The organism is Euzebya tangerina (genome assembly GCF_003074135.1).
GTDB lineage: Bacteria > Actinomycetota > Nitriliruptoria > Euzebyales > Euzebyaceae > Euzebya > Euzebya tangerina.
The window spans coordinates 3,022,328-3,043,456 of the sequence record NZ_PPDK01000001.1; the positions used below are offsets into that span (position 1 = coordinate 3,022,328).

General features: G+C 68.3%; 18 protein-coding genes. 12 read left to right on the forward strand and 6 right to left on the reverse strand.

All coding sequences use genetic code 11. The annotated features are described in order from the left end of the window. The first annotated feature begins 48 nt into the window (after window positions 1–48). Window positions 49–819 (forward strand): cytochrome b/b6 domain-containing protein, encoded by a 771-nt coding sequence (locus C1746_RS14045; RefSeq protein ID WP_116715168.1) that lies wholly within the window; start codon window positions 49–51, stop codon window positions 817–819. Next, window positions 816–1,862, forward strand: a complete 1,047-nt coding sequence (locus C1746_RS14050; protein ID WP_116715169.1) for a molybdopterin-dependent oxidoreductase — start codon at window positions 816–818, stop codon at window positions 1,860–1,862. The genes C1746_RS14045 and C1746_RS14050 overlap by 4 nt, the downstream gene beginning before the upstream one ends. Window positions 1,863–1,901: 39 nt before the next feature. On the opposite strand, the gene C1746_RS14055 is transcribed toward C1746_RS14050, so the two are convergent. After that, window positions 1,902–3,215 carry an anthranilate synthase component I family protein gene (locus C1746_RS14055; protein WP_116715170.1) on the reverse strand — a complete coding sequence of 438 codons (1,314 nt, stop codon included), beginning with the start codon at window positions 3,213–3,215 and terminating at the stop codon, window positions 1,902–1,904. A gap of 49 nt (window positions 3,216–3,264) precedes the next feature. Here C1746_RS14055 and C1746_RS14060 point away from each other — a divergent pair, with 49 nt between their 5' ends. Together C1746_RS14060 and C1746_RS14065 are read left to right on the forward strand one after the other, a co-directional pair. Beyond that, the gene (locus C1746_RS14060; RefSeq protein WP_116715171.1) at window positions 3,265–3,813 is read left to right on the forward strand and encodes a cob(I)yrinic acid a,c-diamide adenosyltransferase; all 549 of its coding nucleotides are present in this window, start codon (window positions 3,265–3,267) and stop codon (window positions 3,811–3,813) included. A gap of 5 nt (window positions 3,814–3,818) precedes the next feature. After that, the gene (locus C1746_RS14065; RefSeq protein WP_116715172.1) at window positions 3,819–4,559 is read left to right on the forward strand and encodes a helical backbone metal receptor; all 741 of its coding nucleotides are present in this window, start codon (window positions 3,819–3,821) and stop codon (window positions 4,557–4,559) included. A 78-nt stretch (window positions 4,560–4,637) separates the two neighbouring features. Here the strand turns inward: C1746_RS14065 and C1746_RS14070 are convergent, their stop codons facing one another. Continuing rightward, the gene (locus C1746_RS14070; protein WP_162867751.1) at window positions 4,638–5,192 is read right to left on the reverse strand and encodes a hypothetical protein; all 555 of its coding nucleotides are present in this window, start codon (window positions 5,190–5,192) and stop codon (window positions 4,638–4,640) included. A gap of 244 nt (window positions 5,193–5,436) precedes the next feature. On the opposite strand from C1746_RS14070, the gene C1746_RS14075 reads away from it, so the two are divergent. Then, window positions 5,437–8,382 (forward strand): ATP-binding protein, encoded by a 2,946-nt coding sequence (locus tag C1746_RS14075; RefSeq protein WP_162867752.1) that lies wholly within the window; start codon window positions 5,437–5,439, stop codon window positions 8,380–8,382. Window positions 8,383–8,410: 28 nt separating this feature from the next. Here the strand turns inward: C1746_RS14075 and C1746_RS14080 are convergent, their stop codons facing one another. Together C1746_RS14080 and C1746_RS14085 are read right to left on the reverse strand one after the other, a co-directional pair. After that, window positions 8,411–9,223, reverse strand: a complete 813-nt coding sequence (locus tag C1746_RS14080; RefSeq protein ID WP_162867753.1) for an ABC transporter permease — start codon at window positions 9,221–9,223, stop codon at window positions 8,411–8,413. Next, window positions 9,220–10,143, reverse strand: coding sequence for an ABC transporter ATP-binding protein (locus C1746_RS14085; RefSeq protein WP_116715176.1), 924 nt, complete (start codon window positions 10,141–10,143; stop codon window positions 9,220–9,222). Before C1746_RS14085 ends, C1746_RS14080 begins: the two co-directional genes overlap by 4 nt. A gap of 105 nt (window positions 10,144–10,248) precedes the next feature. Here C1746_RS14085 and C1746_RS14090 point away from each other — a divergent pair, with 105 nt between their 5' ends. Both C1746_RS14090 and C1746_RS14095 read left to right on the forward strand, forming a co-directional pair. After that, window positions 10,249–10,965 carry a superoxide dismutase family protein gene (locus C1746_RS14090; protein ID WP_116715177.1) on the forward strand — a complete coding sequence of 239 codons (717 nt, stop codon included), beginning with the start codon at window positions 10,249–10,251 and terminating at the stop codon, window positions 10,963–10,965. A 108-nt stretch (window positions 10,966–11,073) separates the two neighbouring features. Then, window positions 11,074–11,604 carry a copper resistance CopC family protein gene (locus C1746_RS14095; RefSeq protein WP_162867754.1) on the forward strand — a complete coding sequence of 177 codons (531 nt, stop codon included), beginning with the start codon at window positions 11,074–11,076 and terminating at the stop codon, window positions 11,602–11,604. A gap of 1 nt (window position 11,605) precedes the next feature. Here the strand turns inward: C1746_RS14095 and panB are convergent, their stop codons facing one another. Next, complete coding sequence (panB, locus tag C1746_RS14100) at window positions 11,606–12,427, reverse strand: 3-methyl-2-oxobutanoate hydroxymethyltransferase (protein WP_116715179.1); 822 nt, start codon at window positions 12,425–12,427, stop codon at window positions 11,606–11,608. A 137-nt stretch (window positions 12,428–12,564) separates the two neighbouring features. Beyond that, the gene (locus C1746_RS14105; protein WP_116715727.1) at window positions 12,565–13,269 is read right to left on the reverse strand and encodes a pyridoxamine 5'-phosphate oxidase family protein; all 705 of its coding nucleotides are present in this window, start codon (window positions 13,267–13,269) and stop codon (window positions 12,565–12,567) included. Between the two features lie 162 nt (window positions 13,270–13,431). Between C1746_RS14105 and dtd the strand changes: the two genes are divergently transcribed. The 5 genes from dtd to C1746_RS14130 all read left to right on the forward strand — a co-directional run bounded on the left by dtd (window position 13,432) and on the right by C1746_RS14130 (window position 21,052). Beyond that, entirely contained in the window at window positions 13,432–13,872 is a 441-nt protein-coding gene (dtd, locus tag C1746_RS14110; protein WP_116715180.1) for a D-aminoacyl-tRNA deacylase, read from the forward strand. A 139-nt stretch (window positions 13,873–14,011) separates the two neighbouring features. Further along, the gene (locus tag C1746_RS14115) at window positions 14,012–15,424 is read left to right on the forward strand and encodes an ammonium transporter (RefSeq protein ID WP_240598910.1); all 1,413 of its coding nucleotides are present in this window, start codon (window positions 14,012–14,014) and stop codon (window positions 15,422–15,424) included. A 253-nt stretch (window positions 15,425–15,677) separates the two neighbouring features. Next, window positions 15,678–16,961: an ammonium transporter gene (locus C1746_RS14120; RefSeq protein WP_116715182.1), complete on the forward strand. Its 1,284-nt coding sequence runs from the start codon at window positions 15,678–15,680 to the stop codon at window positions 16,959–16,961. Between the two features lie 69 nt (window positions 16,962–17,030). Further along, on the forward strand, window positions 17,031–18,356 hold the full coding sequence (locus C1746_RS14125) for a glutamine synthetase family protein (RefSeq protein WP_116715183.1): 1,326 nt from the start codon (window positions 17,031–17,033) through the stop codon (window positions 18,354–18,356). A 5-nt stretch (window positions 18,357–18,361) separates the two neighbouring features. Continuing rightward, the gene (locus C1746_RS14130) at window positions 18,362–21,052 is read left to right on the forward strand and encodes a bifunctional [glutamine synthetase] adenylyltransferase/[glutamine synthetase]-adenylyl-L-tyrosine phosphorylase (protein WP_162867755.1); all 2,691 of its coding nucleotides are present in this window, start codon (window positions 18,362–18,364) and stop codon (window positions 21,050–21,052) included. Window positions 21,053–21,129: the final 77 nt, after the last annotated feature.

Here is a 21,129-nt window from a genome sequence, read left to right on the forward strand (position 1 = left end):
GTCAGTTGTGCGTAATCAACACGTCCCCAGATTGTCAGGACTCCCTGCATGAGCGCCGCGACCACCACACCCGAGACCGCCGCCGACCCACCCGAAGACGCTGAGCTGGTTGCCGTCGAGACCCATCCGCGAGCGATTCGCTGGATGCACTGGATCAACTTCCCCATCCTCGCGATCATGATCTGGTCGGGGCTGCGGATCTACTGGGCCTACGACGAGTTCGCGCTGGGGGTCGGGGACACCGAGATCTTCGCCTTCTTCCCGGAGGCCTTCTACGACGCACTCGGCCTGGGCCGGCGGCTGGCCCGCGGCATCGCCTTCCACTTCACCTTCGGGTGGTTCTTCGCCATCAACGGGCTGCTCTACATCCTCTACCTGGCCTTCTCCGGGGAGTGGCGGCACATCGTGCCGGATCGCTACGACTTCGCCGACAGCACCAAGGTCGTGGCTCACGATCTGCACCTGACCGATGAAGCCCCCGTCCAGGGCAAGTACAACGCCGCGCAGAAACTGGCCTACTCCAGCGTGATCCTGATGGGCGCGCTGATCGTGCTGACCGGCTTCGCGATCTACAAGCCGACGCAGCTGAACCTGCTCACCACGCTCTTCGGCGGCTACGAGACGTCCCGCCTGATCCACTTCTGGACCACCATCGGCCTCTTCTCCTTCTTCGTCATCCACCTGCTCCAGGTCCTCCGCGCCGGGGTCGGCAACTTCTGGTCGATGATCTCCGGCTTCGAGTACCGACCGGCCACGGCAGCCGACAGCACCGACGAGGACGGCGTCGCGAGCGACGACGAGGAGGAGTTGGCCCGATGAGCACCGACGAGAACACCCCCTCCCAAGAGCTCCCTGACGATGTCTCAGACGACAACTCGGATGATGTCGAGGTCGAGGGTTTCCTACACGAGGGCACAGTGGCCGAGCGGGCGCGGACGCTCCCGACGGCCTTCCCCCTGCCACAGACCGACCAGGACGACGCGGCCCCCGACTCGAGCCAGACCGCCGAACCGGACCAGGCCGACCCGGAGGCACCGGGGAGCGACGAGCCCATCGACCATCGGGCCGCTCGGGACGCCCGGCTGCTGGCCTCCCGCAACGAGGGCGCAGTCCGCATCACCAAGGCCGAACGCAACCGCACGACCCGTCGGTCCCTCCTCGGTGCCGCCGGGATAGTCGCACTGGCCGGGTTCGGTTGGCGCAGCCTGCTGCGGCAGGAGGAGGTCGGCAACATCCCCGCCTTCCTGAGAAGCGGATTCGAGTGGAACGACGCGGTCTGGTCGACGCTGTTCGACGAGGGAGGCCTGGCACCCGAGTTCGCCCTCTCCCAGGCGACCGAACTGCGCGTCAACGGCACCATCGGGCTCGATCCCGAACTCGACCCGGCCAGCTGGACCCTCTCCGTGGAGGGCGTTGCGGGTGAGCAGCTGGACGAGTTCAGCATCGACGACGTGAGCTTCGACGCAGTCGCTGGCATCCCGACCTTCGACCAGATCACCGAGCACAAGTGCATCGAGGGCTGGGCCAACATCACGCACTGGACCGGCATCCGCTTCGGTGACCTCATCACCAGCCGGTACGAGGAGCAGGCGGCGGACGCGGCGTTCGTCTCACTGGAGACGCCTGACGGGGAGTACATGGTCGGGCTGGACATGACATCGGCCATGCACCCCCAGACACTGCTGGCGTCCGGCTTGGAGGGGGCGGCCCTGCCACCGGAGCACGGCGCACCGCTGCGGCTGGTCACGCCCTTGCACTACGGCATCAAGTCGCTCAAGCGCATCGGCCGCATCCGCTTCGCGAACGAGCGACCCCAGGACTACTGGGCGGAGCGTGGCTACGACTGGCACTCCACGCACTGAGCGTGGCACTGAGAGCGACGGCTGGGACGGGTGGCGGACTCACTCGGGCGGGAGCGTTCCCGTCGCCGTGAAGAAGGCAGCCGCCTTCGCCATGGCCTCGTCCCACTCGCCGTCCGGGTCTGAGTCGGCGACGATCCCGCCGCCCGTCCCGTACCAGGCCTGTCCCGAGTGCATGACGGTGGTGCGGATCGCAACCGAGAGGTCCACCAGGCCCTGTCCGATCACCCCGATCGCCCCGCAGTAGACGCCACGACGCCACGGCTCCAGTCCACGGATCCTCGACACCGCCATGTGCTTCGGCGCGCCCGTCACCGAGCCGCAGGGGAACAGCGCCTCGACGACGCCGCCCAGGTCGATGTCGTCACGGATCGTTCCCTCGACCGTGGAGGTGAGGTGCCACACCGTCGGGTGCGGCTCCAGCACCATCAGCTGCGGCACCGAGACCGTCCCGACACGACTGATCCGGCCCAGGTCGTTGCGCTCGAGATCCACGATCATGACGTGCTCGGCGCTGTCCTTGACGGCACCGGCCAACTGCTCGGCCAGCGCCTGATCGCGAGCCGGGTCGGTCGAGCGCCGCCGCGTGCCCTTGATCGGCCGAACCCTGGCCACACGGCCGTCGATCCGCAGGAAGGTCTCGGGAGAGACCGACGCGACTGTGGCACCGGGGGCGTGGAGGAAGGCGGCGTGCTCGGCATGCGGGTTGGCGCCGAACAGGCTGTAGGCCAGCTGCCGCGGGGTTCCTTCCCACGGGGCGGCCACGTGCAGGGTCAGGTTCACCTGGTAGACGTCCCCGGCCTGGATCCAGTCCTGGATCTGGCGGACGGCAGCCGCGTGGTCCGTCCGGTCGATCGTGGGCCAGGCGTGCAGTGGACGATCCGCCGGACGTGACAGCTCGGTCCGGCGCGGACGGGCCGCCGCCTCCTCGATCATGTCGGCGGCTGCCTGGCAGTCCTGCTCCGTGCGGCCCGCGACCCACCACACCCGGTCGGGCGAGAGCGCAGCCGCGTGGGCGTACTCACCGAACCAGAGGTCGGGAAGCGGCGCCGGGCCGGGCCGGACGTCCACCGGTGGCAAGCCCATCGCCGCGGGCGCGTGATCGTCGGTGATGAAGCCCACCAGGCCGTCGGTGAAGGGCAGTCCGGACGGTCGAGCATCGGGCTCGACGGCCCACCCCAACTGTTCGGCCCGCTCGGCCATCCCATCGGCGGTGACCACCTGGGCGATCGGATCCGCTACCGCGATCTCCCAGCCACGCACCCGAACCAGCGCACCACGGCGGGACGGGTCGGTGGGCACCACGGCCACCGGATGGCGCGGCGCGGGCCCGGTGTGGCGGCGGACGACGGTCATGCCCACCGCACGCTATCCGCAGGCACGTCGGGCGACTAACCTCGGGGCCATGAAGGTCTACACCAAGCGTGGGGACGATGGGACGACCGGCCTGCTGTACGGCGGGCGGGTCGACAAGGACGATCTGCGAACCAGCGCCTACGGAACGGTCGACGAGACCGTGTCCGCACTGGGACTGGCGCGGGCTGAGCTGATCGACACCGAGTGGCACGACCGGGTCCTGCAGGTGCAGCGTGAGCTCTTCGTCGTCGGGGCCCAACTGGCCACGCACGTCGATCACTGGGAGAAGCTGAGCGAAGGCGTGTCACTCGCGACACCGGCCATGATCGATGAGATGGAGGAGCGCATCGACGGCTTGCTCGTGCGCTTCCCCCTGCCCCAGGAGTTCGTGGTCCCCGGCGGCTCGCGCGCTGGTGCGGCCCTGGACCTGGCACGAACGATCTGCCGTCGGGCCGAGCGCTACGTCGTGGCGATGCGGCGCGCCGACCTGCTGCCGGAGGAGAGCCCGCTGCAGTACCTGAACCGGCTGAGCGACTACCTCTTCGTCTTGGCGCGCGCCGTCGAAGGTGGGACCTTCACCCGGACGCGCGAGGAGTAGCCGGCGTGCGGATCGTCTCCCTGGTCCCAAGCCTCACGGATGCCGTCGCCCAGCTGGGTAGCGCAGAGGACCTCGTGGGGGTCACCGAGTGGTGCACCAGTGGCGCACCCGATGGCGCGGTGAGGATCGGGGGTACCAAGAACCCGGCGGTGGCGGACATCGTGGCCCTGCAGCCCGAACTCGTCCTTGCCAACACCGAGGAGAACAAGCCGTCCTCCCTCGACGAACTGCGCGAGGCAGGGCTGGCCGTGGAGGAGTTCTACCCTCGCGCCGTCCGCGACGTCCCGCCCATGCTGAGGCGACTGGGTCAGCTGACAGACGCGGCGGAGCGGGGTGCGCAGCTCGCGCAGGACGTCCAGGACGCGATCGACGAGGCTGCCTGGCCCGCGGACCTGGAGCGGGTCATGGCGCTCACCCTGGTGTGGCGCAAGCCCTGGATGGGGCTGGGGGCGCAGACCTACGCCGACGATCTGCTGTGGCAGGCGGGGTTCGGCAACGTCCTCTCCGGCTTCGATGAGCCCTACCCCCGGCTGGAGGAGGGGTTGGTCTTCGGCCAGGACGTCGTGCTCCTCCCCAGCGAGCCGTATGAGTTCGGCCCCGCGGACCTGGAGGCGGTGGCGGCGCTGGCCGGACCTGGACCGACCGAGTTCGTCGACGGACAGGCCCTGACCTGGCACGGCCCGCGGACGGCCGACGCGCTGCGCACCTTCGGCGAGTTGGCCAGACGCCTGGCCGACCCTGCCTGACCAGCGCCGTTCGCAGCCAGCGGACGGCCAGAGGCCAGGACAGGGTCACGCTTGAGCTTTGGTACGGCCAGGGCTCGATCAGTCGCCTGGAGGTGCTTCGGGCTCAGGGCAGTCCACTCGGGGGTTCCAGTCCGAGTAGATCCCTGACGGGTTGTACTTCCACACCCAGGCGTGATGGATGTACCAGCCGAGCGCCGGGTTGAGGACGTGCATGTCCTCACCCAGAACCGTCGGCGGGTCGAGTGTCGGGTCCGGCGGGACTGGGCCCGGGACGACCCACTCGACGGCCACGAGCCTCAGCTTCCCGTTCGGTCGTTGCTCGTAGAGGAGGCCCTCTGGCTGGAGCGGGTCGACTGCCGGGTCGTCGATGAGGTCAGCCCGGAAGTAGTGATACCCCATGGCTCCGTCCGTCGGATGGGCGATGCAGCCGGTGATGATCCCGTTGTAGCCAAGCTCGTAGCCGTCTGCGATGGCGTTCTCGACCCGGTGATACTGCGCCGTCGCGCCTCGCACAGCGCCGAGTTTTCCACGGGCGTCCGCAGTTGTAGCAACGGTGAGCGTCAACACCACCGTCAGCGCCACTACGAGAGCCAATCTGAGCCACGATCGCCGCATCGTGTTCGCTTGCTTCATGTCTTTCCCCTTTCCCGTGCAGCCTGAGAGGCTGCGCTTCCGTGGTTGCCGCTCGTCGAGCGGCGATGGCAGGGACCATGCCGGGGGCCACTCAAGGAACGCTCAAGGAGCCAAGTACTGCGGCGAACGCCATCCCGTTCGTGACGTAGGCCCCTGGCGTTCGTCGACCTCCATCTGCCAGAGTGGACGGGAGGCACAGAGGGGCAGCATCGTGAGTGTTCACCACATCGCACAGCCAGGTGACATGACTGCACGCACCCAGTTCCGGGTGCTGGGTCCGGTCGAGTACGGGAACGGGTTGTGTGGTTCCTCGCTGGGTGGGCGCTTGCACCGAAGTGTGCTGGCCGTCTTGATCGCCAGAGTGGGTCAGCCTGCATCTCCCGACGCGCTCGTCGAGGCCGTCTGGGGCCACGCGCCTCCGACCCGTCCTCGGGCGTGCATCCAGACCTACGTCTCGAGTCTGCGAGGCATCATCGCCGAGCCGATCGAGTACACGGGTGCTGCCTATCGGCTGGACACTCCCCCCGAGAGTGTCGACATGGTTCGGTTCGAGCGGGCGGTCGAAGCTGCCCGGCTCGCGATGCACCACGATCCAGGCGGTGCGTGTGACCTGCTGGACGCCGCACTTGGCCTGTGGCGTGGCCCTGCCTTCGAGGACGTCGCCGACTCCACCGTCCTGACGCAGGTGGCGCGTCGGCTGGACGAGTTGCGGCTGACCGCGCTCGAAATGCGGATGAGGGCGGGGCTCGAGTCACAGCGTCTCGAAGGCGTAGCGTCGGCGGTCGAGCCATGGTTGGAGACGTGCGCGCTTCGGGAGACCTTCGTCGGCTTGGCTGCGATGGTCCTGGCCGCTGAAGGACGTCAGGCGGAGGCGCTGCTGGTGATCGGTCGCACCCGAAACCGGCTGCGCGAGGAACTCGGCGTGAACCCAGGCCCATCACTCGACGAGGTCCAGAGACGGTTGCTCGACCAGGATCCCACGCTTGTGGGGCAGCAAGCCACGCAGTCCACGCCTCGGGATCACAATCTGCACGGCGACGACACGTCGTTCATCGGTCGGACTGCCGACGTGAACCAGGTCGTCGGCTTGCTGAGCACCAATCGCTTGACGACACTCGTTGGGCCCGGAGGAACGGGCAAGACGCGCCTGGCCACCGAGGTGGGTCTCGAGGTGCACCGGACGTTCGCGCAGGGGGCGTGGTTCGTCGACCTGATTCCAGCCACGTCGGAGACCGGCATCTGGCGGGAACTGGCGGCCACCCTTCCCCTGGTTGAACCTGGGACGAACCGCTCACTTCAAGAAGCGGTGCTCGACCACCTCCAGAGATCGTCACTGGTGCTGATCCTGGACAACTGTGAGCACGTGCTGGAGGACGCGGCGTCCGTCGCCCGTGATGTGATGGCCCGAGCAGCCCACGTACGCACGCTCGCCACCAGTCGAGAGCCGCTGCGGCTCCGAGCCGAGCATCTGTTCCGGGTGGAACCCTTGCCGACTGCCGATCCTTCCTCCTCGGCCCCCAGCCTGGCTGCCCAGTTGTTCATCGACCGAGCGGCGCGAACCGGCCAGGAACCGCTGATGAAGGCGGATCTCTCGGCGATCGAAGCCGTGTGTCGCCGGCTCGATGGCCTGCCGCTGGCGGTCGAGTTGGCAGCAGCGATGACCTCAACAGTGACGGCTGGTCAGATCCTGAACCTGCTCGCCGACAGCCCGAATGCCATAGTCAATCGCAGCCACGATCGCCCTGATCGCCACTCGAGTCTGCGCGACACCGTCGCGTGGTCCTACGGCTTGCTGTCAGCATCGGAGCGGGACACCCTCGTCCGATTCGCGGTCTTCGAGGGAGGCTTCGCCATCGATGATGCTCACGCCGTGTGTGCCGATGCGGGAGACGGGGTCGAGGCGATCACCCACTCGATCATGCGGCTGCACGAGGCATCCTTGCTGGTCATGGTTCGGGGCGGCGATGCCAACCGCTACACCCTGCTCGAGACCGTACGTGCGTTCGCACGTGATCTCTTCGCCGACTCACCCGTCCGGGACGAGCTGGAGCAGCGCCACGCCGAGCACTTCCTCGCCGTCGCCGAAGCTGGATTCGAGGGCGTGTGGGGGACGGATGAGGTCGAGTGGCTCCAGCGCTTGTACGTCAGCCGGCCGAACCTTCGACGGGCCTTGGATTGGTGGCTGCGGCGTGATCCCGGTCGGGCCCAGATGCTGGCCGGCTCGCTGACCTGGTTCTGGCTGCGCCGCCACCTTCAGTCCGAGGCATTCGAGACGCTCCACGTGGCGCTGGAAGCCTCCCCGGTGGCCTCGCCGGGTCGCGTGCGAGCGCTGTTCGGACTCTCGGAGATCGTGAAGGACGAGGATCTGGACCATGCGACCGACCTGTTGGTCGAAGCGTTCGATGGCGCTGAGCGCTTCGAGTTGTGGCCGGATCTGTGGGAGATCAAGTACAACCTCGGCCAAATGGCCATCTACCGGGGTGACCACGCCGCCGCTGTCAGGCACCAGGAGTCGTTGTTCGAACTGGCTGTGCGCAGCGAGGAGCCCTCGCCGATCCAACTGAGTGCCCTCGCGCTCACCGGACTGTGGACGATGCTCTGTGACTTCTCGGCAGCGCACGAGTGGTTGTCGGTCGCTGACGCTGCGGCCGCCCAGTGGGACTCGACCAGGGGCTTTCTGTACTGCGACGAGTTCAGGGGGAGGCTGGCGCTCGCGGAGGGGCGGTTCGATGACGCTCGGAGCGCCTTCACCTCGGCGCTCGAGACCGAGGAGCAGCTGTGGAGTCGACCGGAACTCCCGATCCTCGCTCTCCATCTCGCTGAGGTGGCATTCGCCACTGGTGACCTCACAACGGCGGTCGACCAGACTGCCCGGACTCTGGCGAGGTTCGAACGCTCGCACATGACTCCGGAAGTAGCCGACGTCACGTTCTGCCTACGCATGGCTGCGTGTCTGCACTGGGCAGTGGGCAACCGCCGACGAGCGATCGACCTGAAGGCGACGGCGGCGACTCGACCGGACGGGTGGTTCCGCATGAAGCCGATGGCTACATGGATCGCAGCCATCGACGGCGAACCGCAGGCTCCCGTCTCAGCGATCCCGAGAACCGTCGACGATCTCCGCGACCGGATGGCGCTCCACGACTTGTCAAGGCCCTCCATGCCGACGGGATCGCTCGGGATCCACTGAGCCGCTCCACTTCCACCGCGCCGCAAGGTCAGCTGACCAGCGCCTTTCGCAGCCATCGGACGGCCAGCAGCCACGACAATCCCACGCTGAAGCCCAGGACGGCCAGGTTGATGGCGATGCTGGTCGCATCACCCACGCCGAAGGCAGCGGCGCGGAACAGGTCGACGACGTGGGTCAGCGGGTTGACCGCCGCCGGGTAGCGCAGCCACGCCGGCGCGTCCTCCAGCGGGAAGAAGCTGCCGGCCACGACGAACATCGGGACGACCACCCCGGAGATGACGAAGTCGAACTGGTGGGTGCTGCGCAACTTGCTGGCGAAGGCCGCTCCCAGGCAGGCGAAGCCGAACCCCCCGACGAAGCCGATGACGGGGGCGAAGACGACGGACCAGCGCAGATCCACGCCGAAGACGGCGGCGATGGCCAGGGTGATCACGGCGGCCCCGGCCGTTCGGATGCCAGTCCAGACCGCCTCACCCGTCACGATCTCCGCGACGGTGGTCGGGGTCGACATGACCCCGTCGTAGAGGTGGTTCTCCTTGCGCCGGAAGTAGCCGTTGATGAAGCCCGGGAAGAACCCGGTGAACAACACGGCGATCCCGGCCGACCCGGTGGCCATGAAGTCCAGATAGGGAATGCCACCCACTTCGGCCACCAACGCACCGAAGCCGAACCCGAAGGCCAGCAGGTAGACGACCGGTTCGACCACCGAGCCGAACATCAGCGAGCGCCAGACTCGCTTGAACACCTTCCACTCGCGGATGACGATGGCACCGACGGCGTCGCGCCGGAAGCGCTGCTCCGGGCGAGTCGTCGCCGTGCCGGCGGGTGTGGTTGCCGTCACAACGAGTCTCCGGTCAGGGTCACGAACACGTCCTCGAGATTGGCCGGCCGACGGGTGCGGTGCCGAATGTCGTCGGATGCCACGCCGATGTCGGCCAGGCGCTCCACAGAGTCGGTGAACAGCGCCACGCTGGTGCCGGCGGGCCGGCTTGCGAGCCCGTGCCTGCTCACGAGAGCCGCCACCCGGTCGCGGCGCTCCGCCTCGCCGTGGATCTCCACCACGATCTCGGTGCCGACGTGGCGCTTGATCAGCTCGGCTGGTGAGCCCAGATCGAGCAGCCTGCCCCGATGGATGACCGCCACCTCGTCGCAGAGGCGTTCGGCCTCCTCGATGTAGTGGGTGGTCAGCACGATCGTCGCGCCGCGGGCCCGCACGTCCAGGATGGTCTGCCACAGATCCTGTCTGATCTGCGGATCCAGTCCGACCGTCGGCTCGTCCATCAGGACCAGATCAGGTTGGTGCAGCAGACCGCGGGCGATCAGCAGCCGTCGTCGCATGCCGCCGGAGAGCTCCTCGACGTGGTTGCCCGCCTTCTCGGTGAGGCGGGCGAGCTCCAGGCTCTCGGTGATGGCCTGCCGCCGCTGCGCCCGGGGGACCCCGTAGAGCCGGGCGTACACCTCCAGGTTGTCCCGGCAGGTGATCTCCCCGTCGAGATTGTCGAGTTGGGGCACCAGCCCCGTTCGCCGCCTGGCGGTGCGCGCCGAGGCCGGGACGGGCAGACCAAGGACCTCCACAGTGCCAGCCGTGGCGACGGCAGCGCCGGTCAGCAGCGACATGAGTGTCGACTTCCCGGCACCGTTGGGTCCGAGCAGGCCGAAGCACAAGCCGGGCGCGACCTCGAGGTCCAGGTGGTCCAGGGCGGTCAGGTCGCCGAATCGTTTGACCACGCCCGCAAGCCGAACAGCTGGCGTGGGGGGCATCGCGCCAGGGTAGCGGTGGGGATGGCGCGGGGAACTCTCGCCACCCGAGGCACGACACCTGTGACCGAACGTCAACTCCGCCGGACGACAAGGAGATCCGTCGCCATGACCGCGATCCGAGCCGCAGCCCTGCTGCTGGTGCTCATGATGCTGGCCGCCGCCTGCGCCGCCGATGACGACAGCGGCGAGGACAGCGCCGCCGTCGAACCCACCGAGGAGGCGATGGATGACGAAGCCATGGATGACGAAGCCATGGATGACGAAGCCATGGATGACGAGGCCATGGATGACGAGGCCATGGAAGACATGGACGCCGAGGGCTCTGAGATGGCCATGGACGAGATGGACATGGAGGAGGGGGAGCACGACGGGCACGACATGGAGGGGATGGACATGGGTGACCCGGACGCCACGCCGGCTGACGAACTGACGGACGCCCAACTCTCCAGCGGGGACTTCACGGTGCTCGACAGTGCTCCGGAGGGTTACGACGGCTCCTCCGGCCAGGCGTTCCTGGCCACCAACGAAGACGGCACCACGGCGACCCTGTACGCCTCGGGTCTGCCCGCCGACACCGAGCACGTCGCCCACATCCACGCCCAGTCGTGTGACGACGAGAACGGCGGTCCGCACTTCAAGTTCGACCCGGATGGCTCCGACGTCCCGCCGAACGAAATCCACCTGAACTTCACCAGCGACGCCGATGGTGAGGGCATGATGACGGCCACCAATGAGATGGTGGTCGACGATGGCGCCCGCTCGCTGGTCATCCACCCGGCGGACCTCCCGGACAACCGTGCCCTCTGCGCCGACTTCGGGTAGGGGCATCCGCTGAGCGTCGAATCTCGACGGGGGGCACGACCGGGGCGCGGGTACCGACTCCTCGGTCGTGCCGCGTCGAGTCTCGTCGCTGTAGCCCTGACGGCCGTCGTGTTCGGGGTAGCCACGACCGGTCCGGCCACGGCGCACACCTCCCTCGCCGCGGCGACCCCGGCCATCGGCGGTGAGGTCGACGTGGTCACCGAGATCGTGCTCGAGTACGAAGGGCCGCTGGCCGAGGACGAAACCCACGCGATCCGATTGCTGGCCCCCGATGAGGACACCGTCATCGCCGAGGGGGACGCCGAACTCCGCAGCGACCGGATCATCGCGCTGGCGGTGGACGCCGAACTGCCCGGCAATGGCCAGTACCTGGTGGACTGGGCCATCGTCGCTGGTGACGGCGACGACCAGGCCTCGCGCTACGCCTTCACCTACACCGGCGCCTCCGAGCCCTTCCAGGCCGAGGAGCAGGTCGATGCGAGCGCCGAGTCACAGTCGCAGTGGAGTGATGTGCCCTACGGCGTGTTCGTCCTGGGTAGCGCGGTCGTCGGTCTTCTGCTGGTTCTGGCCGGCCGTCGCGCGGTTCGGTCGTACGTCGACAACCAGCCGTCCGAGCCGCCGGAGAGCCGGACTCGCTAGCTCAGTACTGGTGCTCCGGGCCCGGGTAGGCACCCGAGGACACCTCCGAGGCGAAGGTCTTCGCGGCCGCCACGACCTGCTCCCGCAGATTCGCGTAGGGCTTGACGAAGCGTGGCAGGCGGCCCTTCGTCATCCCCAGGAAGTCCTGGAAGACGAGCACCTGCCCGGTGGTGTCCCCACCGGCGCCGATGCCGATCGTGGGGATCGAAAGGGCTTCGGTGACGTCTTTGCCCACGGCCGAGGGCACGGCCTCCAGCACCAGGCCGAACGCACCGGCGGCCTCCAACGCCTTGGCGTCGGTCACCATCCGGTGTGCCGTCTCCTCGTCGCGTCCCTGCACCTTGTAGCCGCCCAGCTGGTTGACGCTCTGGGGGGTGAGGCCCAGATGCGCCAGGACCGGCACACCCATGTCGACCAGTCGACGCGTCAGCTCGACGCGCGGCCCCTCGAGCTTCACGCCGGTGGCGCCCCCGTCCTTCAGGAACCGGACGGCGTTGGCGACGGCCGTGTCCTGGTCGCCCTGGTAGCTGCCGAACGGCATGTCCCCGATGATGACGGCTCTACCGTTGCCGCGACGGACCGCCTTGGTGTGATGGATCATCTCGTCCATGGTCACGGGGACCGTGGAGTCATAGCCCAGCATCACCATGCCGAGCGAATCCCCGACGAGGATGATCGGGATGTCGGCGTCCTCGAGCATCTGGGCGGAGGTGTAGTCGTACGCCGTCAACATGGCGAACTTCTCCCCCCGGTCGGCGAACCCCTGCAGGTCCTGGATCGAGTACTGGCGCCCCGTGGCGGGGGGTGGTGCATGCACGCTCATCGCGCTTCTCGCTTTCTCCTGCCGGCCGGGCAGTTCCGGTCCAGCGGATAGTCGACTTTGACGGCCTCATCATATGGCCGACGGAGGTGCAAACGCCAGCGGCCTCATGGGCATTCCGGGCGCGTTGACCTCTGGCGCTACGTCTGCTCGAGCAGGCCGTCGACCGAGGGTGGGACCGGTACGCCGTCCGGCAGGTCGGGCGAGTCCTCCGGGGGTCCGAACACGGTGCGCATCGGCACCACCCCGGCCCAGATGGGCAGACCGATGTCCTCGGGCTCGTCCTTGGGAGGCCCCTGCCGGAGCTTGGCGGAGGACTCCGCGAGGGGAAGGCGGGCCACGGCCGTGGCGATCAGTTCACGATCGGTCGGCGGGCGGACCTCCGCCGATCGGCCTGGCAGCACGTGATCGACGGTCGCGTCCAGTGCCCGCAGCTTCTCAGCCGGATCGGTGACCAGAGCGGCATCGCCCAGCACCACCACCGACCGGTAGTTGATGGAGTGATGGAAGCCGGAGCGGGCGACGACGATCCCGTCCAGCAGCGTCACGCTGACCGAGATCGGCCAGGGCGTACCGGCCTCCAGTCCGATGCGGCTCCCGCTGGAGGCGTGCAGGTACAGATCGTCCTCCAGCCGGACCTGCAGCGTGGGGATCACCACCGGGTGGCCGTCGTGGACGTAGGCCAGGTGACAGAACGGCGTGGCGTCCAGGATCGCGTTGATCGTCTCGCGGTCGTAGCGGCCCCGGTAGGTCGTGTCGCGGCGAACCTTCACCCGGTTGCTGGACGGCTCACCCCGCCCGTCGGGCACGGGTCGATGCTGTCGGTCGACGCTGCGTTGGACCATGCCGAACAGTGTGCCGTGCGCCCGCCCGACCACTCCGGCGGCCACTGCTGGTGGTCCATCTCGCAACCAGGCTGGCCCAATGTGGTGCACTCACCGGCTGACAACCCCGCTCGAGGGTGGCCACGCCGGAGCGGACCGCAGCCGTGCCCTACCCTGCCCTCCATGCGCGTCGTCCTGCAGCGGGTCACTCACGCCTCGGTCGTCGTCGACGGCCGTACCACCGGCGCCATCGAGCAGGGCTTGATGGTGCTGGTCGGCGTCGGCCACGACTCGACGGACGCCGATGCCCGCTGGCTGGCCACGAAGGTGGAGGGGCTGCGGGTCTTCAGCGACGAGGCCGGCAAGATGAACCGGTCCGTCGCCGACGTCGGTGGCGGCGTGCTGGCCATCAGCCAGTTCACGCTGTACGGCACCGCGCAGAAGGGTCGGCGACCGTCATTCGTCGACGCCGCACCACCGGCCGAGGGGGAGCGGCTGTACGAGGTCTTCTGCGACGCCCTCACCGTTCCGGTCGGCCGTGGCGTCTTCGGCGCCGACATGCAGATCACCATGACCGCCGACGGTCCGGTCACCCTGACGGTGGAGTCGCACGGACGGCGATGAGGTCTGCGCCCTCGACGGCCCGGGAGGCTTTACATAGGAGAAACAAAGGGGCAACTCGACGGGAATCGCTTACCCATAACTTCCCATCAATCACGAGCCACGAGCCGATTTTGAGGTTCCCGTCTGGGAGGTTATTCCTTTGCGCAAGAAAGTACTGATCGCCAGCACGGCCGCACTTGCCGGTCTGATGCTGTTCGCAAGTCCGGCCGCTGCCGCGGACGCGGCCTTCTTGGAGGTCGAAGACGCCCAGCAGGTCCAGAACAACCTGGATGTCCTGTACTACATGGTCGCGGCGGGCCTGGTCTTCTGGATGCAGGCGGGCTTCTCCATGCTCGAGTCGGGGATGACCGGCTCCAAGAACGCCGCCAACATCATGATGAAGAACATGGCGGATGCCTGCTTCGGCATCCTGGCCTTCTTCCTCATCGGCTTCGGGCTGATGTACGGCAGCAGCGTCGGTGGGTTCATCGGCAGCGACACCTTCGCCCTCTCGGCCGGCTCGTACAGCGACGCAGGCATCAACGGTGACCCGTTCCTCGCGGTCGACTTCCTGTTCCAGGCGGTGTTCGCCGCCACCGCAGCGACGATCGTGTCCGGTGGCATCGCCGGCCGGATGAAGTTCAGCGGCTACATCGTCGTCACCCTGGTGATGACCACGCTCATCTACCCGATCGTCGGACACTGGAAGTGGGGCGGCGGGTGGCTGGACAGCCTGGGCTTCTACGACTTCGCCGGCTCCACGCTGGTGCACATGACCGGTGGTGTCGCCGCGCTGGTGATCGCCGGGATCCTCGGACCCCGCATGGGCAAGTTCAGCGCAGACGGCAAGCCGCGCGCCATCCCCGGACACTCGATGCCGCTGGCCACACTGGGCATGTTCGCCCTCTTCTGGGGCTGGTTCGGGTTCAACGGTGGCTCCGTGCTCGCCGCTGACGGTGCGCTGGTCGCACCGGTGCTGCTGACCACAACCCTTGCCGGCTGCGCCGGCGGCGCGACCGCGATGGTGTTCACCTGGGTCCGCTACGGCAAGCCGGACGCCTCGATGACCATCAACGGGGTCCTCGGCGGTCTGGTCGGGATCACCGCGGGTGCGGACCAGGTCGGCATGCTGGCCGCCATCACGATCGGTGTCATCGCCGGTGTTGTGGTTGCCATCTCTGTCCCCATGGTCGACAAGATGAAGATCGACGACGCCGTCGGTGCCTTCAGCGTGCACGGTGCCGCCGGCGCCTGGGGCACCCTGGCCGTCGGGATCTACGCCAACACCGGTGAGGACGGCCTGACTGGCATCTGGCACGGCGGAGGCGCGGGTCTCCTGGTCGACCAGCTCGTCGGCGTCGTCGCTGTGGCTGCGTTCGTCGGTGTCGCCTCCGCGATCCTCGCCTTCGGTCTCAAGGCAGCCGGTCTGCTGCGGGTCTCCGAGGAGGAGGAGATCGAGGGCCTGGACATCCACGAGCACGGGATGTACGGCTACCCCGAAGCTGCACTGGGCGCTGCGGCCTACCCCCGCGGTCCGGTCACCTCGCCGACCGGTGAGGTGAAGGTGGGGTAACTCTCCCCACGAGGGGACAACGCTCCCCACTGGGAGGACAACCTTCCCCCCGTGAACACACGGGCCCGCGACCACGGCTACACACTGTGTAGCTGGTCGTGGGCCCGTTTACGTTCTCGAAACACGCGGCTAGCACCGGCGTAATGCCGGACCCGCAGACTCCGTTCCAGTCAGTCCAGGAGCCGAAGAGAGCCGAGCTCCGCTGCGTGCAGACCGCTGCGCCAGAGCCACCGCGTCACCGAAGGAGCCCACCATGACGCTCGAAGAGTTGTCCAACTCGACCCTGATCCTATTCATCATGCTGGCCTCGGTGCTGGTCTTCCTGATGCACGGGGGCTTCGCGATGCTCGAGTCGGGACTGTCCCGGCAGAAGAACACCGCGAACATCCTCATGAAGAACATGATGACCCTGTCGCTGGGGTTCCTGACCTACTTCGCCGTCGGCTTCGCACTCATGTACGGCGCGAGCGCCGCCGGCATCGTCGGAACCGACGGCTTCTTCCTGACCGGGTTCAGCGAGTACGAGCCGCTGGCCGACTCGATCGCCATCGACTTCCTCTTCCAGGGGATGTTCGCCGCCACGGCCGCGACCATCGTGTCCGGTGCCGTGGCTGAGCGGATGAAGCTCGAGTCCTACCTCGTCGTGGTCGTGGTCATGACCGCGCTGATCTACCCCATCGTGGGGGCGTGGAAGTGGGGCGGCGGGTGGCTGGACGGCCTGGGCTTCTACGACTTCGCCGGCTCGACCGTGGTGCACATGACCGGTGGCGTCGCCGCCCTGGTGGGAGCTGCGATCCTCGGCCCACGGACCGGCAAGTACCGCCCCGACGGCAGCCCTCGGGCCATCCCGGGTCACTCGATGCCCCTGGTGGTCCTCGGTGTGCTGCTGCTGTTCTTCGGCTGGTTCGGCTTCAACGGCGGATCCGTCCTGGCGCTGGATGGCCCGGTCATCGCTGCGGTCCTGGTCACAACCGCCCTGGCAGGCTCCGCCGGTGGGGTCGCCGCGGGCTTCTACACCAAGCTGCGCTACGGCAAGTTCGATGTCGGCATGACTGGCAACGGGATCCTCGCGGGTCTGGTCGGGATCACCGCCGGTGCCGACGTGGTCAACAACCTCGGTGCGATCCTGGTCGGTCTGATCGCCGGTGTCCTGGTGGCCGTGGCGGTGCCGATCGTCGACAAGAAGGTCGACGACCCCGTCGGTGCGGTCAGCGTCCACGGCGTCTGTGGTGCCCTCGGCACGCTCTGGGTCGGTCTGTTCGACGTCGAGAGCGGGCTGGTCTACGGCGGCGGTCCCGACCTCTTCCTCTCCCAGCTGATCGGCGTCGTATCGGTGACGGCGTTCGTCGGGCTGGCCACAGCCGGTCTGTTCCTGGCCCTGAAGGCCACGATGGGTCTCCGGGTCTCCGAGCAGGAGGAGTACGACGGCCTCGACATCCACGAGCACGGCGTCTACGGCTACCCCGAACTTGCCCTGGGCGCCCAGGCGTTCCCGGCCGGTGTCAGCCATGAGCCGATCGGGGAACAAGCCCACTAGTGCCGGGGACCGGGGCACTGCTGGTGCGGAGGTACGTGCCACCCGTGGTCCCGGATAGGATCTGGGATCATGGACCGCCAGCAGGAGTACGTGCTTCGCACCATCGACGAGCGCAACATCGGCTTCGTCCGCCTCTGGTTCACCGACGTGCTGGGATCCCTCAAGTCGGTCGCCATCACCGAGTCCGAGGTCGAGGGTGCCTTCACCGAGGGGATCGGGTTCGATGGCAGCTCGGTCGACGGGTTCGCTCGGGTCCAGGAGAGCGACATGCTCGCGCGGCCGGACGCCTCCACCTTCCAGGTCCTGCCCTGGAAGGAAGGCGACCCCGGTGTCGCCCGGATGTTTTGCGACATCCACACCCCGCACGGAGAGCCGTTCGCGGCTGACCCGAGGGCCGTCCTCCGCCGCAACCTCGACCGGGCGAGCGAACTCGGCTTCAGCTTCTACGTCCATCCCGAGATGGAGTTCTTCCTCTTCAAGGGTGCTGATGACCCAACGCCGCTCGACCGAGGCGGGTACTTCGACCTGACCCCCAACGAGGTGCAGTCGGACTTCCGCCGTCAGGCCATCACCACCCTCGAAGCCATGGGCGTCAGCGTCGAGTACTCCCACCACGAGGTGGCACCGTCCCAGCACGAGATCGACCTGCGCTACGCCGATGCGCTCAGCATGGCCGACAACCTCATGACCTACCGGCACGTGATCAAGCAGACGGCCATGCGCAACGGCGTCCACGCCAGCTTCATGCCGAAGCCGCTGACGGACGAGTGGGGCAGCTCCATGCACACCCACCTGTCGCTGTTCGACGGCGACGCCAACGCCTTCCACGACGGCGACGACCCCTACCACCTCTCACCGACCGCCCGCCGATTCATGGCGGGCATGCTCGTCCACGCCCGGGAGATCACGGCTGTGACCTGCCAGTGGGTCAACTCCTACAAGCGCCTGGTCCCAGGATTCGAGGCGCCGGTCCACGTGTCCTGGGGTCGCCACAATCGCTCCTCGCTCATTCGGATTCCGCGCTACAAGCCGAACAAGAGCAGCTCGACGCGGATCGAGTACCGGGCCCCCGACCCTGCCTGCAACCCCTACCTGGCGTTCGCGGTCATGCTGGCAGCCGGGCTCAAGGGGATCGAGGAGGGGTACGAGCTACCCCCGGAGGCCGAGGACAACATCTACGAGATGACCGACGCCGAGCGGCGGGCCGCTGACATCGAGAGCCTGCCCACCTCGCTCGACGAGGCCCTCCGGGCGATGGAGGGGTCGGAGTTGGTGGCGGAGGCGCTGGGTGAGCACGTCTTCGACTTCTTCCTGCGCAACAAGTGGCGTGAGTGGAACGAGTACCGCGGACAGGTGACGCCGTTCGAGCTGGAGCGGTACCTCCCCACGCTGTAGGTCCCGTGGAACCGCGGCAGGTGACGCTCGGCGCTGCTGCTGACCGCGACCTGGCCGAGTCCGCGCTGCGACGGTTGGAGCCCGCGGACCTTCCCACCTCGGAGCTCGGCTGCCGGCGGCTGGGTGTGGTGCTCGGGGCCTCGCCGGCCGCGGCCGACCTGGCTGCACGTGACCGCTGGCTGCTCCACGTCCTGGACACCCCCACGCTGCCCGACCCGACCGAGGCTGTGGCCGCGAGCGACGCCGCGGGCCTGCGGCAGGCGCACCGCCGCGGGCTGTTCCTGATCGCGGTTCGCGACCTGATGGGGGAGTTCGACACGCCACGGGCCGCGGAGGCACTCTCGGATCTGGCGGACGCCGTCCTCCAACGCTCTCACCTGCTGGCACGGGCCGAGATGGGCGAGCCTGCCGCCGACCTGGCGGTGATGGCGATGGGCAAGCTCGGCGGACGTGAGCTGAACTACGTCTCTGACGTCGATGTCATCTTCGTCCACCGCGGCGAGCAGCAGGCCGCGGTGAAGCTCGCCCAGCGGGTCCTGGACCTGGCCGGCAGCTGTGTCGAGATGGACGCCAACCTGCGTCCGGAGGGACGGAGCGGCGCCCTGTCACGGACCGTGGAGTCCTACCTGGAGTACCACCAGCGCTGGGGTCGCACCTGGGAGGTCCAGGCCCTGGTGAAGATGCGTCACGCGGCTGGCCCCGCGGAACTCGGCACGCAGCTGCACGCCGCCCTGGAACCCCTGATCTGGCCGGGCAGCCGCGCGCCGGACACCGTCGCCGACGTCCAGCAGATGAAGGGAGAGGTCGAGCGGTCCAGGCCCGTGCGCCGCGACGGCATCCGACAGCTGAAGCTTGCCCCTGGCGGACTGCGGGACATCGAGTTCGCCGTGCAACTGCTGCAGTTGGTCCATGGACCGACCGATGTGAGCCTGCGAGCAGCGGGCACGTTGCCAGCCCTCCAGGCGCTGGCCCGAGGTGGCTACGTCGACGAAGGCGACGCCCAGCTGTTCGGCGACGCCTACCGCTTCCTGCGGACGGTGGAACACCGCCTGCAACTGTGGGGGCTCCGCCGAACCCACACCATCCCCGCGGCCGACGCCGAGCGGCACCGACTCGCCATCGTCCTCGGGTTCCGGGATCTTCCCGCCCGGTCCGCTCTGGAGGAGTTCGACCGAGAACTGGAACGAGTGCGCCGTGGAGTCCGTCGCCTCCACGAGAAGCTCTTCTTCCGCCCGCTGCTCGGCACGGTGGCGGCATGGGCGTCCAGCGATCGCCTCGACGGGGGGCTCGACCGCAGTGCGGCCAAGAAGCGTCTGGAGGCGCTCGGCTTCGTCGCGCCGTCCCGGGCACTGGGCGACGTCGAGGCGCTGGCCAACGGCACCACGCGGACCGCGCGACAGTTGCGGGTGGCGCTCCCTGCGATGCTCGAAGCCCTCGCCACCGGACCGGACCCCGATGCGGGCCTCAGGGCCGTGCGGGATGTGGCCGACGCACTCGCCGGACGGCCGGGGTTCCTGCGCCTGATCAGGGACAACCCGTCACACGCTGCCGTTCTGGCTCGTGTGCTGGCCACCAGCCCGCGACTGGCGCGGTGGTTCGTCCATCAGCCGGAGGCGCTGCGCCTCCTCACCGATCGAGTGGCCCTGCGCGTCGATCCGTCGACCGAGGAGGAGGTGCGAACCGCCATCGCCGTGGTCGGTCGCGGCGGCGGAACCGGTGGTCTGGATGCCCTGCGGCGACACGCGCGGCGAACGCTGCTACGGACGGCCCTGCGGGTGGTCCTTGGGGATGCCGACGTCCATCAGGCCGGCCGGGAGATGTCCGACCTCGGTGAGGGGCTCCTCGCCGGTGCGCTGCACGCCGCCGACAACCGGTTCGGCGACGGGGCGCGACTCGGCATCCTCGCCATGGGTCGATTCGGCGGCCGGGAGCTCGGATTCCCCTCCGATCTGGATGTGGTCTTCGTCCACGAGGGTGACGCAGCCGTGGCCGACCGCAAAGCCGGCGCGGTCATCGAGATGCTCGGCTCCACCGCGCCCGTGGCAGGGACGTTCGACGTCGATGCGGGCCTTCGTCCCGAAGGCCGGGCCGGGCCGCTCACGCGCAGCGTCGCCTCGACGCTGCGCTACTACCAGGAGTGGGCCAAGCCGTGGGAGCTGTTCGCCCTCACCCAGGCACGGCCGGCCGGCGGGGAAACCGAGCTGGTGGCCGAACTCCTGGAGGGTGTCACCGATCAGGTCTACCGGACCGACGCCACACGAGTGCGGGCGGTCCGGCGGATGAAGGCGCGGCTCGAGTCCGAGCGCGTCCGGTCGAGGGAGGATCTGAAGCTCGGCCCTGGCGGCCTGGCGGACATCGAGTGGACGGTCCAGCTGCTGCGGATGGTCCACGGTCGCGATGCCGTGGACCTGCGCAGCCCCGGGACCGCACGCGGCATCTCCCTGCTCCACGAGCACGGCTGGTTGAGTGACACCGAGAGCGAGTGGCTGGCCGATGGTTGGCAGTTGTTCTCCGAGGTCCGAAACGGGGTGTTCCTGTTGGGTGAGCGACGGACCGACCAGTTGCCGGTCGCCCCGGAACGCCGTGCGCAGCTGGCAGCGCTCCTCGGCGTGGACGGCCTGCAGGCCCTCGAGGAGTCGGTCGCTCGAGCGCGACGTCGAGTCCGGCGGGTCATGGAGCAGCGCTTCTACGACTGATCTACGACTGACGCCGCCCGAGCCAGCCGTCCTCACCCAACCTCTTACGGTGATCCGACCAATCCGTTAGCGGCCCG

What these genes read in the sequence shown, in the direction of transcription:
- C1746_RS14045 (WP_116715168.1), top strand. Translation starts at nt 49, where the DNA reads ATGAGCGCCGCGACCACCACACCCGAGACCGCCGCCGACCCACCCGAA.
- C1746_RS14050 (WP_116715169.1), top strand. Translation starts at nt 816, where the DNA reads ATGAGCACCGACGAGAACACCCCCTCCCAAGAGCTCCCTGACGATGTC.
- C1746_RS14055 (WP_116715170.1), bottom strand. Translation starts at nt 3,215, where the DNA reads ATGACCGTCGTCCGCCGCCACACCGGGCCCGCGCCGCGCCATCCGGTG.
- C1746_RS14060 (WP_116715171.1), top strand. Translation starts at nt 3,265, where the DNA reads ATGAAGGTCTACACCAAGCGTGGGGACGATGGGACGACCGGCCTGCTG.
- C1746_RS14070 (WP_162867751.1), bottom strand. Translation starts at nt 5,192, where the DNA reads ATGAAGCAAGCGAACACGATGCGGCGATCGTGGCTCAGATTGGCTCTC.
- C1746_RS14075 (WP_162867752.1), top strand. Translation starts at nt 5,437, where the DNA reads ATGACTGCACGCACCCAGTTCCGGGTGCTGGGTCCGGTCGAGTACGGG.
- C1746_RS14085 (WP_116715176.1), bottom strand. Translation starts at nt 10,143, where the DNA reads ATGCCCCCCACGCCAGCTGTTCGGCTTGCGGGCGTGGTCAAACGATTC.
- C1746_RS14090 (WP_116715177.1), top strand. Translation starts at nt 10,249, where the DNA reads ATGACCGCGATCCGAGCCGCAGCCCTGCTGCTGGTGCTCATGATGCTG.
- panB (WP_116715179.1), bottom strand. Translation starts at nt 12,427, where the DNA reads ATGAGCGTGCATGCACCACCCCCCGCCACGGGGCGCCAGTACTCGATC.
- C1746_RS14105 (WP_116715727.1), bottom strand. Translation starts at nt 13,269, where the DNA reads ATGGTCCAACGCAGCGTCGACCGACAGCATCGACCCGTGCCCGACGGG.
- dtd (WP_116715180.1), top strand. Translation starts at nt 13,432, where the DNA reads ATGCGCGTCGTCCTGCAGCGGGTCACTCACGCCTCGGTCGTCGTCGAC.
- C1746_RS14120 (WP_116715182.1), top strand. Translation starts at nt 15,678, where the DNA reads ATGACGCTCGAAGAGTTGTCCAACTCGACCCTGATCCTATTCATCATG.
- C1746_RS14125 (WP_116715183.1), top strand. Translation starts at nt 17,031, where the DNA reads ATGGACCGCCAGCAGGAGTACGTGCTTCGCACCATCGACGAGCGCAAC.